General features: G+C 51.5%; 15 protein-coding genes and 1 tRNA gene. 4 read left to right on the top strand and 12 right to left on the bottom strand.

Annotated features, from left to right (window positions below; genetic code table 11):
• The 7 genes from LHF31_RS14205 to LHF31_RS14175 form a co-directional block, all read right to left on the bottom strand.
• A partial coding sequence (locus LHF31_RS14205; protein ID WP_303774426.1) for a hypothetical protein occupies positions 1-317 on the bottom strand: 317 nt, incomplete at its 3' end.
• A 25-nt stretch (positions 318-342) separates the two neighbouring features.
• Positions 343-510, bottom strand: a complete 168-nt coding sequence (locus tag LHF31_RS14200; RefSeq protein ID WP_298007193.1) for a hypothetical protein — start codon at positions 508-510, stop codon at positions 343-345.
• Between the two features lie 36 nt (positions 511-546).
• Positions 547-894 carry a single-stranded DNA-binding protein gene (locus LHF31_RS14195; protein WP_303774424.1) on the bottom strand — a complete coding sequence of 116 codons (348 nt, stop codon included), beginning with the start codon at positions 892-894 and terminating at the stop codon, positions 547-549.
• Between the two features lie 312 nt (positions 895-1,206).
• On the bottom strand, positions 1,207-1,470 hold the full coding sequence (locus LHF31_RS14190; protein WP_298007553.1) for a hypothetical protein: 264 nt from the start codon (positions 1,468-1,470) through the stop codon (positions 1,207-1,209).
• A 312-nt stretch (positions 1,471-1,782) separates the two neighbouring features.
• The gene (locus LHF31_RS14185; protein WP_303774422.1) at positions 1,783-2,052 is read right to left on the bottom strand and encodes a hypothetical protein; all 270 of its coding nucleotides are present in this window, start codon (positions 2,050-2,052) and stop codon (positions 1,783-1,785) included.
• A 12-nt stretch (positions 2,053-2,064) separates the two neighbouring features.
• Positions 2,065-2,532: a helix-turn-helix domain-containing protein gene (locus LHF31_RS14180; protein WP_298007555.1), complete on the bottom strand. Its 468-nt coding sequence runs from the start codon at positions 2,530-2,532 to the stop codon at positions 2,065-2,067.
• 292 nt (positions 2,533-2,824) lie between these two features.
• Positions 2,825-2,896 (bottom strand) — tRNA-Met (locus tag LHF31_RS14175).
• Between the two features lie 221 nt (positions 2,897-3,117).
• Between LHF31_RS14175 and LHF31_RS14170 the strand changes: the two genes are divergently transcribed.
• The 4 genes from LHF31_RS14170 to LHF31_RS14155 all read left to right on the top strand — a co-directional run bounded on the left by LHF31_RS14170 (position 3,118) and on the right by LHF31_RS14155 (position 9,863).
• On the top strand, positions 3,118-5,313 hold the full coding sequence (locus LHF31_RS14170) for a cytochrome c3 family protein (protein WP_303774419.1): 2,196 nt from the start codon (positions 3,118-3,120) through the stop codon (positions 5,311-5,313).
• A gap of 131 nt (positions 5,314-5,444) precedes the next feature.
• Positions 5,445-7,202 (top strand): NapC/NirT family cytochrome c, encoded by a 1,758-nt coding sequence (locus tag LHF31_RS14165; protein WP_298008898.1) that lies wholly within the window; start codon positions 5,445-5,447, stop codon positions 7,200-7,202.
• A 114-nt stretch (positions 7,203-7,316) separates the two neighbouring features.
• Positions 7,317-7,922: a histidine phosphatase family protein gene (locus LHF31_RS14160; RefSeq protein WP_298008895.1), complete on the top strand. Its 606-nt coding sequence runs from the start codon at positions 7,317-7,319 to the stop codon at positions 7,920-7,922.
• Between the two features lie 66 nt (positions 7,923-7,988).
• A complete protein-coding gene (locus LHF31_RS14155) occupies positions 7,989-9,863 on the top strand; it encodes a S9 family peptidase (RefSeq protein ID WP_298008893.1) in 1,875 nt (624 codons plus the stop codon).
• 9 nt (positions 9,864-9,872) lie between these two features.
• Here LHF31_RS14155 and LHF31_RS14150 read toward each other — a convergent pair whose 3' ends face one another.
• From LHF31_RS14150 to LHF31_RS14130, 5 genes are all read right to left on the bottom strand, one after another.
• The gene (locus LHF31_RS14150) at positions 9,873-10,745 is read right to left on the bottom strand and encodes an alpha/beta hydrolase (protein ID WP_298008890.1); all 873 of its coding nucleotides are present in this window, start codon (positions 10,743-10,745) and stop codon (positions 9,873-9,875) included.
• A 5-nt stretch (positions 10,746-10,750) separates the two neighbouring features.
• The gene (locus tag LHF31_RS14145; protein WP_303774416.1) at positions 10,751-11,647 is read right to left on the bottom strand and encodes a cation diffusion facilitator family transporter; all 897 of its coding nucleotides are present in this window, start codon (positions 11,645-11,647) and stop codon (positions 10,751-10,753) included.
• Between the two features lie 79 nt (positions 11,648-11,726).
• Positions 11,727-12,635, bottom strand: coding sequence for a cation diffusion facilitator family transporter (locus LHF31_RS14140; RefSeq protein WP_298008884.1), 909 nt, complete (start codon positions 12,633-12,635; stop codon positions 11,727-11,729).
• A gap of 91 nt (positions 12,636-12,726) precedes the next feature.
• A complete protein-coding gene (locus LHF31_RS14135; RefSeq protein ID WP_298008882.1) occupies positions 12,727-13,311 on the bottom strand; it encodes a hydrogenase 3 maturation endopeptidase HyCI in 585 nt (194 codons plus the stop codon).
• The gene (locus LHF31_RS14130; RefSeq protein WP_298008879.1) at positions 13,229-13,666 is read right to left on the bottom strand and encodes a 4Fe-4S binding protein; all 438 of its coding nucleotides are present in this window, start codon (positions 13,664-13,666) and stop codon (positions 13,229-13,231) included. Before LHF31_RS14130 ends, LHF31_RS14135 begins: the two co-directional genes overlap by 83 nt.
• Between the last annotated feature and the right edge of the window lies 1 nt (position 13,667).

Genomic DNA, 13,667 nt, shown 5'->3' with positions numbered 1-13,667 from the left:
CGCCCCGCCTGGCGGATTTTGGGTCTCATATGGTTGTCAGTGTTATTTGCTTCAATAGCCTGGCTTTGGTTCGGGTGGCTGTTGGGCTTACCTTTCCCCTCTGCTCCGTCCGAACACGACTTTATATTTTTGACTGCATCTGGAATCTGGTTCATTCTGTTTGGTTGTCTCAAAGGTATGCGCGCTGTCCACGAAGGACTGCATGCAATTGCCGCCCACTGGTTCGGGGCAAAAGGCATCTCGGCAAAAGGTACGAATGTATTCGTCCGCTGCTCTTCCAAAAGATCATGGATCGCCAATGCCTTGTTCCCGCTCATACTGCCTTTGTCCCCTCTTCCAGTCTCATAACCTCATTCCCAACCGCCGTGTAATCTCCTCCCACAGTGGATCGTCCGCCGGGAGCAGTTCCAGCCGGTACAGGATGGCAAACTTGCGCTCTTCCTGCTCGCGCCTCTCGGCTTCAAACGCCAGTACCTCGTCCAGTTCCTCCGGGTTCAGGTCGTGTTCCATTCCACCCTCCCAACAAAAAAGGCAGGGACTGCCTGCCTAAAACGGAATCTCTTCTTCAGCGGCGTGACCGCGTTCCTCGCCGCCGCCTTTCACACCCAGAAACTGCACCGTCTGCGCGGTGACTTTCAGCGCGGCGCCCGCTTCGCCGTTTTTGCGGGTGAAGGCTTCCAGGGTGGGAACGCCCCGCACGAACACCTGGCGTCCCTTCGCCAGAAACTGGTGGCAGCGTTCGCCCAGTTCCCGCCAGGCGCTCACTTCCACCCAGACGGTTTCGTCCTTGCGGGTGGAGACTGCCACCGGGAAGGTGCATACGAACACACCCTCCTGCGTGTAACGTCCTTCCGGGTCTTTGCCCAGGTTGCCAATCAGTTGGAGTTCTAACATGCTCAAGTCCTTTCTTCTCTTTTGGGATCGCATTTATTTGCGCCGTGGTTGCGTGTGTGCGTGGTTTCGAATTCGCACCCCTCGCTCAACCTGCTGACTACACCGGTTGCCCGTGCCGTCCTGCCGCCCGGTCCATCCCCGTACCACCACGGGATCGGATCGGCGCCTTCTCCCGCTTTCGCTGTCGGAGGGTGGTTAGCGCCGCTCGTCGCATTCACGGACAGGACAGTCGGCGGTTTATCCTCATACACCGCCAGGTCTTTGCCCCTGCCCGTCTCTCCGGGCCGTCACCCTGCCTGTTCCCGGCACTGGTTAGGGTGCGCCGGGCTGCACCTGCCTGCTGATGGGGTCAGCAGCCCCGACAGGTTCGGCAGACCAGCCGGGTGGGAGTTGCACCCACCACGGGGGCGGGACAGCGCCCCCGTCTCTGCGCGGCTGGCTGAAAGGAGGTGAGAAAGGAGGATTTACCATGTCGTCGAGTTGGTAAGGTGCTTTGCCGGTCTCTCCCGGCTGTCCATTCAGGCGGGCAGGAATCGAACCTGCCACTACGCGCCAACCGCCTGAACGAGCCAACACCGCTAAACAAACACCCTGCCGGGTTTGGCAGGGTGTCCGTTCTCTCGTGATACAATAATCAGCGAGGTGAGCAGATATGCCCTGCTTGCCTCACCGTGAGCGTGCCACCAACACGGCTCACGGAACGCCCCGGTCGGGCGCACAACGCCCTGTGCCGGGGCGTTGTGTTTGAGGCTGTTGAATGTCGGTTTGGGAAGGTGCTATGCTGAATATAACATACTTATCCATGTTTGTCAACAACAACATGGATAAGTTTTAAGACAAAAAAAACGGGAGAATCTCCCGCCAAATATTTGTTAACAATAATAATTCTCAAAACAACAACCATCTAATAGCCAAAGCTATGATAATCATTGTTAGCCCTCCTATAAGTGGCACTAAAATTCTTTCAAGTCTACCTTGTTTTTCTAATAACATCCAACAATCATCACAATAATTACCAATACTACTTTGTAAAGATCCAAATGCAAGTCTGGGATTTCCATATCTGAGATGTAATTCGCAAAACAATTTGCCGCACTTGGTGCATTTCTTCTTCGGTTTGTTTTTACATTGAGGATATTGGCACTTTAATTCTTCCATAACGATTTTGCTTTATACTAAAGACTTATATTGTTTTTGTAATGGTAACCCATTTGAAGTAAAAATTTTCTTGCCTCGATGTTTGTGAGGACGATAAAAAAATTCGCAAAAAGCTACTTCCTGCTCATTGATGAGAACTTTTTGTCCGTCTCTTCCTATTGTTGAAATGAAACCTCTTTTTAGCCATCTATATAAAGTTGTATATGGAATGTTATATTTTTTTGCAGCCTCGTTTATTCCAATTCCAACACCCGACAGTTGAGAAAATCTTTGATACTCCGGTAAATCTTCTTTTGTTACGCCGGAGATAAGATCTTGCTCTGCCCGCTTTTTTACTTCCTCTTCGCTCACCACCATCTCACCTGCGATCATTGCAGCCTTGATTTTACCTTTCTCAATCAGTTGGCGCAAACAGGCTTCTTCCAGCCCGTATTTGCGGGCGGCTTCGGAAAGTGGTATAAATACAGGTAAGGCAGTCATAATCAACAATCTCAAAACTTACACGGGTCGAATCATCCTGAACCTTGACAAATCTCCATGAGGTATTCCCGACACGGGGCGCAACGACCCTTCCTGCAGGCCAGGGTCACCGGTCGGCGGGTTAGCCACCGGTCTATCTGCGCGCTCGCTCGCCGGGTAGGCGAGCGTGGATCCTGGACAGGTCACGCCCCGTGTCAGGGGTACCTCTTTTTTTTTCTGGTAAAGTACACAAAACGCACCCAGGGATCCATCGGGTGCGCTGTGCGGTACAGGGATGGAATCCCTGTGGAAGTAGCGGGGAGTGGATTCGAACCACTGACCTCCGGGTTATGAGCCCGACGAGCTACCACTGCTCTACCCCGCAGCAACAGTGGTTATTATACCATGTCAAACCTTCTCGTCAAGACAAAATATGACTTTTTTCCCAGATTTCTCATTTTGATTTAACCTTGCACCTCTTCTTTAATCTGGCTATAATCTTATATATCCTGTCAAATTAGGAGGTGATGAGGAATTACATAATCCTTCAGCGTATCTACCCGTTTTTACCCACTTTTTGAAATTTTGTTTGAGGAGAATGCATCTATGAGTAAACAGACTATCAAGCTCCTTCTCGTCACTGGATTGCTTCTGGTTACCCTGGTTGCCCTGACGGCTTGTCAGGCCGCAACGCCTACTCCGGCGCCTACCCAGGCACCGGTTCCAACCTGTCCGGCGCCCGAACCCTGCCCTGTACAGCCTCCTGCCATGGAGGCACCGTTTGAGGCGGAATGGAAGGCATCCCCACATAACGATGCCAATGCACTAGCCTTTGTCTACTGGAACGAAACCGCAGACAAAAAGATCCCTGTAGCCTGCGCTGCCTGCCACAGCACGCCGGGTTATCTGGACTTCCTTGGCGCCGATGGCTCTGAAGCAGGCAAGGTGGATAAGCCAGCCGATATTGGCACTACAGTGACCTGCAATGCCTGCCATAACGATGCCGCGGCGGTGCTCACCAGCGTGAAATTCCCCTCTGGTGTCGAAGTCACCGGACTGGGAGCTGAAGCCCGTTGTATGGTCTGCCACCAAGGTCGCGCCAGTAAGGTTCAGGTGGATGCTCAAATCGAGAAGTTCCAGGCGACCGATCCCGATACGGTTGTCCAACCCATTAAAGAAGGTGACAAAGAGGTTCGCTTTGGCTTCATCAATATCCACTACTACGCTGCAGCGGCAACTTTATATGGCGACGAAGTCAAGGGTGGCTATGAGTATGATGGCAAAGCCTATGACTTCAAGAACGATCATGTAGAAGGCTTCAATACCTGCCTGGGTTGCCACAATCCGCATACCACTGAAGTTAAGGTGGAGCAATGCGCCCTCTGTCACGAAGGGGTCAAGACCGCCGAGGATTTGAAGAGCATCCGCATGATTTCTTCCGCACCCGATTACGACGGCGATGGTGACGTCAAAGAAGGTATGGCGGGAGAAATCGAAGGGCTGCAGGCGGCGCTGTACACTGCCATTCAAGCCTATGCTAAAGAAGTAGCCGGGCTGGCGATTGTGTACGATTCTGCGGCATACCCGTACTTCTTTGCCGATGCAGATGGCGATGGCAAAGGCGATACAAGCGATAAAGGTCCGGTGGCGTATTCCAACTGGACTCCTCGCCTGCTCAAAGCCGCCTACAACTATCAACTGTCTGTCAAAGACCCCGGAGCATATGCTCACGGCAACAAGTACATTGTCCAATTGCTCTACGATTCCATTGAGGATCTCAATACCAAACTGTCCACACCGGTGGATATGAGCAAGATGCACCGCGATGATGCCGGACACTTTGCTGGCAACACCGAGGCGTTCCGTCACTGGGATGCTGAAGAAGGTAATGTTCCAGGCGCATGCGCCAAATGCCATACCGCGACCGGTTTGCCGCAATTCCTCAAGGAAGGGACCAACATCACCAATCATGCCTCGAACGGCTTCCAGTGCTCCACCTGCCACAATGAAGCCAGCTGGCCTGCACGCTACGAGGTGAACTCGGTTACCTTCCCCAGCGGCGCCAAACTCACCTTTGGCGAAAAAGTGGATGCGAATCTGTGCTTGCTTTGCCACCAGGGACGCGAATCCACAGTCAGCGTGAACAATGCCCTCAAGGGACTCGATGAAGACACCCCCAGCGATAAGATTCGCTTCCGCAACATCCATTACTTCGCCGCAGGCGCTACGCTGTTCGGCAAGGATGCACAGGGCATCTATCAATACGAGGGTAAAGAGTATGCCGGTCAGTTCATGCACGAAGGCAACCTGAACAAGTGCACCGACTGCCACGACTCTCATACTCTGGAAGTCAAAGTAGCAGCCTGCACTGGGTGCCACGGCGTGGATGATCCTGAAAAGATTCGCCTCTCGCTCAAAGAAGATTACGATGGTGACGGCGATGCTACCGAAGGGCTGGCTGGCGAGATTGAAACTTACCAGGAGAAACTCTACGCTGCCATCCAGGCTTATGCCAGAGATGTGGCGGGAGTGGGTATTGTCTACAACCCGGTGGCTTACCCTTATTTCTTCGCCGATGCTGATGGCGATGGCAAAGCCGATACTTCCGACAAGGGACTTGTGGCTTACGCTTCCTGGACTCCACGCTTGCTCAAAGCCGCCTATAACTATCAATACGCTATGAAAGACCCAGGTGGTTACACCCACAATCCCCGCTATGTCTTGCAGGCGATGTACGATTCCATCCTGGACCTGAAAGCCAAAGTGCCGTCCATCGATACCACAGGACTGGTTCGGCCATAAATCTTTCAGCATAACCTGTTTGAAAACACCCCGACGAAAAATCGGGGTGTTTTTCTACTTTCTTTCTATACAGATTAAAGTAAAATGAGTTTTAATATCAGATTACACATGCCAGAACAAGGAGAATCGTCATGCCAAAACTGAAACAGGCTCTGAACCGGTTTTTCTTTCCACCTGCCACGGCATCATTATGGATTCGCCTTGTACCCTTTATCGTGGTTGCCTTTCTCGTAATAGTACTGATGGGATTTGCCAGTTTTGCATGGGAGGAAAGCAACTCGCCCTCCTTTTGTGGGCTGACCTGCCATACCATGCCCCCTGAGTACATCACCTATCAGGCATCGCCACATACAAATGTAACCTGCGAAGACTGCCACATGGGACGAGATCGCCTTCCGGTAATGATCGGAAGGAAAATTTCTTATTCCTGGCAAACCGGTACTGCCATGCTTACTGGAAGGTATGAATATCCGATTGTGGCTAAAAATATGCGCCCTGCAAGGGATGCCTGTGAGAATTGCCACAAACCTGAGAAATTCTCCACCGATACACTGGTAGAGATCAAACGCTTTGCTGAAGACGAAGCCAATACTCCAACCTCGATTTTCCTGGTTGTTAAAACGGGGGGCGGTTCACAACGAGAGGGATTGGGATATGGAATCCACTGGCACATCGAAAACCCGGTATATTTTTACGCCGTCGATCGGGAACGCCAGAATATCCCTTATGTGATGGTTCAAAACCCCGATGGAAGCAAGACCGAATACGTTGATATTGAGTCCGGATTTAATCCTTCTTCCATCCAGCCAGAGCAGTTGCAAAAGATGGACTGCATCACCTGTCATAACCGTACTGCCCATGCAATTCCCGAACCATCCAGAGTTATTGATCAATTACTCGCTCGTGGAATGATTTCCGCAGAAATTCCTGCCATCAAGAGAAATGCCACGGCGATTTTAAGCGCCAGTTACACCAGCCAGGAAGAAGCCCTTCAAGCCATTGAAGGTCTTAAAGCCCAATATCAAACTCAATATGCCGACTTTATGGCGCAGAACGCAAATCTTCTGGACCAGGCTGTTGAAGTTTTAAAAGCAACCTACCAGCAAACCAACTTTCCCGAGCAAAAAGTCAACTGGCAAACTCATCCGGACAACGCCGGACACGTCACCTCACCAGGATGTTTCCGATGCCACGATGGCAAGCATCTGACAGCCCAACAGGAAGCCATTCGCCTGGAATGCAATCTGTGCCATTCCATCCCTGTAGTCTCTTCATCCAATCAGATCACCGCCAATCTGCAACTCAACAAAGGATTTGAACCCGAATCGCACAAAAATCCGAACTGGATCACCCTTCACCGCAACGTCTTTGATCAGACCTGCGCCGGATGCCACACCGTAGAAGATGCCGGGGGCACAAGCGATACCTCGTTCTGTTCCAATAGCGCCTGTCATGGAGCCTCATGGACGTTTGCCGGTTTTGATGCCCCTAAATTGCGCGCTGTGCTGGAAGAACAGGTCAAACTGTTTGCCACTCCAACCCCCAAACCGGAAGAAGAACCAGCCAGTTACGGCACCGGTATAGAGACCAATATCACCCCAACCCCGGTACCGTCATCTGGGAAAACGCAGGACACCTACCAGACTTTACAGGACCTCTTCAAAGCCAAATGCAACGCCTGCCATGGGAGCAACGCCATGAAAGGACTCAATGTGCTGGATTACAACAACCTGATGAAGGGAAGCACGAGCGGCGCAGTGATTTTGCCAGGTGATCCTGATAACAGTCTCCTGGTGAAAGTGCAAAAGGGGCAACATCCCGGCAAATTTACCATGGATGAACTGACACGAATTGAACGCTGGATTTTGAACGGCGCGCCAGAAAAATAACCCAACCCTTTTCTGAGACCCGTTCACCGGATCAAACTGGATGTTAACCTGCGTTAACATCCAGTTATGTTATACTGTTAACCGTTGTTAAATTTTTTGGGGAGGCAAGCCCTTATGAAGACCTTACTCATCATGCGGCACGGGAAATCTTCCTGGAAAGATCCTGCTCTGCCAGACCGCGAAAGACCACTTGCCAAAAAAGGAATCAAAGCCTCACGCAGAATGGGATTGTTTATTCAGGAAAAGGAACTGATTCCTCAACGAATTCTCTGTTCTTCAGCCAGACGGTCTGTTCAAACTGCACAACTGTTTTGTGAAACCTGCGGATGTCCGGACACCGTTGAAGTCCTGGATGAACTGTACATGGCTGAAGCCGAGACCTATATTCGCGCCTTGCAAAATCTGCCCGACGAACTGGAACGGGTGATGATTATTGGACACAATCCCGGGCTGGAATTCCTGCTGCAAATGCTTAGCGGTGAACTGGTTTCTCTGCCCACCTCAGTCATTGCGCATCTGACCCTGCCAATCCAGCACTGGTCTGAATTGAATGAGCATACCGAAGGGTCCCTGATCGAGGTCTGGAAACCCAAAGAATTACCGGAAGATATTATCGAACAGGAAAAAGAACTGCGCAAAGAAACCAAAGTCGCAGACCAGGAAGAGAAGAAAGAGAAAGAAAAAAAGAAAGATAAAAAGAAGAAGGAAAAGAAAGAGTAAGATTGGATCTTTCCATGCATCATCCGGGGCTTTACCGGGTGATGTTTTTTCTCAAGGGAGGGTAAAATGGCAAAAATCAAACAGGCATTTGGGCTTTGGGAAAGCCCAATCACCCCACAGTTACTCAGCCGGCGGATTCGTTTTGAGGATGTGCAGTGGTCCCCTGATGGAAACGCTCTGGTATGGACCGAATCGCGATCCGGACAATCTGTTCCGGTGCTGTGTACACCTACCGGCGTTCGTCGTGATTTAAATTCCATCCATTCGTTGCGCGGAGGGGTCGGCTACGGTGGCGGAGAATTCAGTCTGGCAGATCATACCCTTGTATTCGTCGAAAAAGATGGACGCATTTACACCCAACCATTTCAGCACGGAATCCCCCGCCCTATCACCCCGCCTTTTGGAGCCTGTGCCTCTCCCGTTGTATCTCCTGATGGAAAATGGGTGGTTTTTGTCTGGAGCGATGGCAAAGACGATGTGCTGGGAATCGTTGACAGTGAGGGAGAGCAATGGCCCCAAAAACTGGTTCGAGGGGCTGATTTCTACATGCAACCGGCATGGCACCCCCATGGGCAATACCTTGCCTGGGTAGAATGGAATCACCCCAATATGCCCTGGGATGGTACGCGCCTCATGCTGGCAGAACTGGAAGGAACCCCACCCACAATCCGCAAAGTACAGACCATTGGAGGAGATGAACACACACCCTCTTTCCAGCCCGCCTTCTCCCCCGATGGGCAATGGCTTTGCTTTGTTGAAGGCGATGGGGATTGGGAACGGTTGATTCTCTTCCATATTACCAGCGGAGAAAGAAGGGTGCTTTACACCCCACAGCAGGCTCACCTGATGCTTCCAGCCTGGGTGCAGGGACTGCGCACCCTGGCATGGGCACCTGATAGCCAATCCATTTACGTTTTGCAAAATGCGGCAGGGGAAACCCATCTGTATCGAATCGGTTTGAATGGAGATCCGGAGGAGATTCCCATCTCCCCCTACACATGGCTCAGTCAGATCAGCATTTCTCCCATGGATGGAAGGCTGGCATTCATCGCCTCCTCTCCGCAAATCCCCTCTCAAATCGTCCTGCTGGATGGCAACAGGTTTCACGTCCTGGCATATAGCGAGACCGAAATGATCTCGCCGGAATTTTATTCAGTTCCCCAACCCATCCAGTGGAAAACGATGGACGGGACAATGGCTTACGGGTTGTATTATCCACCTACACACCCCAACTGCGAAAGCAAAGGATTACCACCTGCCATTCTCAACATTCATGGAGGTCCAACCAGTCAGGCAACGCTGGCGTACAACCCCGAAGCGGCTTACTTTACCAGCCGGGGATACGCCTACGTGGAAGTCAATTACCGCGGAAGCACAGGCTATGGACGCCGCTATCGGGACGCCCTGCGGGGGAACTGGGGAAAAGCAGATGTTGAGGATGCCGTGACCTGCGCTGAAGCGCTTGGTGAACGCCGCCTAGCCGATCCCGGGCGCCTTATTATCAAAGGCGGAAGCGCCGGCGGATACACCGTGCTCAACGCTCTGGCACATCATCCCGGCACCTTCAAGGCGGGAGTGTGTCTCTATGGAGTCAGCAACCTCTTCACCCTGGACATGGATACCCACAAATTCGAGGCACGCTACACGGCTTCGCTGGTGGGAGAGTTACCTGATGCGGCACAGAAATACCACGACTGGTCTCCTGTTTTCCATGCCCGCAATATTCGCGATCCATTAATCATCTTCCAGGGGAGCGAAGACAGGGTGGTACCACCGAACCAATCTGAATCCATTGTGAAAGCCTTGCAGCAAACCGGAACGCCGCATCGATACATCCTCTATGAAGGCGAGGGGCATGGTTTTCGAAAGTCAGAGAACTTGCTGAATTACTATCAGGAACTGGAGCGGTTTCTGGTGCAATACGTGCTGTTTGCTCCATAACCGCTTTCCTTATGGCTGTACCGGTAAGGATTGATTCAAAAAACGAATCAGGGTTTCTTCATAGGCTTGAGGATCTGCCTCTCTGTATTCTCCGTGATCTGCCCCGGGAACAATCCACAACATTTTAGGTTCTCCGGCGGCATGGTACTGATCCAGAGCGCGGGTTTCGCGGGCTTCTTTTTCTCCAAAGATCAGCAGAACAGGGCGGGGGGTGATTTTCTCCAAATCTTCAACTGGACGAACACGGCTCAAAGGCATTCCAAGGTACAACTCTAGCAAAAGGGCAACCCCCTGCTGGATTTGCCAGCGTAAAGAGAACGGCTCAGCGGCAGGGGTCTCTAAGACCTCTTCCTGCAAGGACGGATAATTTCCCGCGGTGATGACCGCGGCGACTTGAGGATTTCTGACCGCAAGCCTCAGCCCTGCTACACCGCCTGCCGAAAAGCCAAAGACGGCGATTTGCTTGACCCCTGGCTGGTTTTGCAACCAATCTAACGCTGCCTGAGCATCCTCGCTTTCCCGGACGCCCAATGTGGCTGGCATTCCCCGGCACACGCGGCTATCAATTAGAAGCGCGCCAAAGCCATGGCGAGCAAAGACATCGGCTTCCCACATCAGGTTATCTCGACTGGAGCCATGCCCGCCAATTAAAAGAACGGCTAACCCATTTTGAGGAGGATGCCACCATGCCCGCAAACTGTTTCCAGAAGGCAGGGGAATAGATTGATTCAGAAAACGATCCGGCTGGGTAGTGATTTGATCCAGACAGGGCGGGTGGAGCAGGCGTTGGACGTAGCGCTGGCTGAGAAACAAAATCCCCCCTGACCACACCAGCAACAGGGTGAGGGAGAGGAATAATATCCATCGGATTATGCGACGCAAAGGGATCAATCGTAATCTTCGGGTTCTATATGCACATAAGCACGGTCAACTTCCGGGAGCGCCTGGAGGCGTTCAATCACTTCATCCGCAATTTGATGTGCCTCGTTGAGGGTCATCTGCCCATTCACATTGACATGTAAATCCACTACCAGTTGAGGACCGGTATATTCGCTCATCAGGTGATGCACCCTCAACACGCCGGGAACACTTTCAGCAACCTCAACCAGTTTATGGCGCAGTTCTTCATCTGCACCAGCACCGGTCAAAAAGCCAAGGTTTTCCTTTGCTGCGCGGAAAACAGCGCGGAAAATCCATAAGGCAACCGCCATACCGGCAATCGGATCTGCCAGAGGATGAAGCACGGAGGACAATACCACCCCAACAAACGCAGCAACCGAGGTTAGAACATCGCTCAGATGATCAACTGCCGTTGTGGCAAGGGTAGGACTGGCTAAGCGCTTTGCCAGATTGCGAATCATGAAGAACATCCACACCTTCACCCCGGCGCTGAATAATAAAATCAGGGTGGGTAAATCGGGACTGACAGCCAGACCACCAGCCATGAAACGCGTGACAGAGGCTCTCGCCGCCTCAAAACCTGCATACGCCATTGAGGCGGTCACAAAGAGCCCCACCAGCGGCTCGAAGCGGCTATGTCCCTGAGGATGAGACAAATCAGGCGGACGCTGGGCAAACCACAACCCGAATACCATCATTAATGAGTACACCACATCAGAGATGGAATTCGCGGCATCGGAATAGATGGCGACGCTTCCGGTTAAATACGCCACCAGGGCTTTGGTGCTTGCAAGCAAAATATTCCCCGCCAGGGTAATGACCAGAGCCTGACGATACAGCCGTTGATGTTCAGGTTGCGGTTTGTAATCTCGTATCCAGCGCATAAACCACTAATTCCTCAAACACATAGTTTACCATAAGGGTATCACTAGGATAATCTTCCCAGCAGACATTCACCTGTTTTTATTTTTCTACCATTGCCGGTTCAGGATGCACGGTCACATCGGCACCCGGTAGACGCTTTTGAATGACGGCTTCAATTTCATCAGCAAGGTCATGAGTGCGCTGTAACGACCATGTCCCATCCACCATCACATGGCAATCTACAAACGTTTCGGCTCCCGAACTACGCACCCGAATTTGATGGCAATTTACAACTCCCGGAAGTTGTTCCACTGCTTCCCTGATGTCGTTGACCACTCCTTGAGGTGCGGCATCCATCAAGGCTTTAATCGTGCGCCGCCCCAGTTCAAGGCTGATGAAAATGACAATCAGCGCAACCCCCATTGCAGCCACTGCGTCCGCGTGCCGGAGAAAACCCAGTTGAGGGAATTTCTCGCTTAACCAAACCCCGATCAAGCCCAAAATCACCACGCTGGAAGACCAGATATCTGTGGAAAAGTGCAGAGCATCGGCTTCCAATGCCTGACTGTTATGCTTCCGCGCCGCAGCATACAGCATCTTCGAACGATTGATATCCACAACGATAGATACAAACATAACCACAAAAGCCCAGATGGAAACCTCGACCTCGACCGAGCGGAAGAATAAACGCTGAATGGCTTCATACACGATCCAGACGCAGGTTGCCAGCAAGAGCAGGGTTTCAAACAGAGCAGAGAGGTTTTCGATCTTTCCATGTCCGTAAAGATGCTCTTCATCTGCGGGTTTTCCCGAAATTCGCACCGCAAAGAAAGTCACCAGCGCGGCAACCAGATCCAGAGATGAATGGGCGGCTTCGGCTAAAATCCCAAGACTTCCGGTAAAAATTCCCACAACGATTTTGAAACTGGTCAATCCCACTGCCGCAAGCACAGAAGTCAGGGCGGCTTTTTTCTTTTCCTGGTGATGAGAAATGCTCAATTCAGCCATAGGGTATCTTTCAATGAAATCAGAATGGAATAATCCCCCATTTTATGCCAGAACCTTCCGGTGACAATTCATAGAGATCATGAAAGAAAGATTACTTTCTTCTTTGAAGCAAGACAAGCCATTCATCTGCCAGACGATTCAGTGCGCGGCGAACCAGCGGCGAGAGTGGATCGGCAAAATTTAACTGTTGCGGCTGGATGCCCAGCATCAAAACCTCACAATCCAGTTCCCGCATCAAAAATTGCGCCAGGACCGATGGAGGTTGCAAATGGGTAGATGCGCTAAATCCCGTCATTTCATGCCAGCGCAATCCGCAAATGGTGCCGGGCTTTCGATTCATCCAGGCTGCATCAACCAGAATCACCGTCTGTGGGGATATGCGCCTGAGCAAACCGGTAAAATTTTCGGGCGACTGATTTGCGGCGATGAGAATCAGCCTGTGATGGAAAAAAGAGGAGGCATCTCCGCTGATCACCTCCTCTTCAACCCCTGCCTGCCTGAGCGCCTGTGTCAATGTTTTTACGAACTCCGGTCCAACAGCATCGTCACCGTTCAGGGGATTCCCGATGCCCAGTAAAACCAGGCTTCCTCCCTCACTCCTCGCAGGATGCGTTCTCTCCAGCGTTATCGCGAGCCATTTTTTCCAGTAAAAAGGCGATATCCTCTTCTTTTCCATAATACACCGTGAAAGGTTCTTTCCCCGTGGATGCCAGTTCCCATTCTTCATCAGAAAGGTCCAGACACTTAAATCGGCAACTGACCACACACTGCGCGCAGTAAATACACCGATCCGCATGATATCGCATGACAAAGCGTTTATTGACCTTGTCCAGCACAATGAGTTCAATGGCATTTGCAGGACAGTCTTTCACGCAAAGCATACACCCGGCGCACTTTTCCGGTTCCCAGATAAGTTTTCCACGAAACGCAACCGGCGCAGGTTTGCGCTCAAACGGATATAACTGCGTGGCGGGTTTTTTGAAAACCGAGCGCAAAACATCGCTTACCATTGTTCCGAGGCGTTTCCGCATG

The organism is Anaerolinea thermophila (genome assembly GCF_020723905.1).
Taxonomy (GTDB): domain Bacteria; phylum Chloroflexota; class Anaerolineae; order Anaerolineales; family Anaerolineaceae; genus Anaerolinea; species Anaerolinea thermophila_A.
This window is presented reverse-complemented; position numbering and strand designations above follow the sequence as displayed.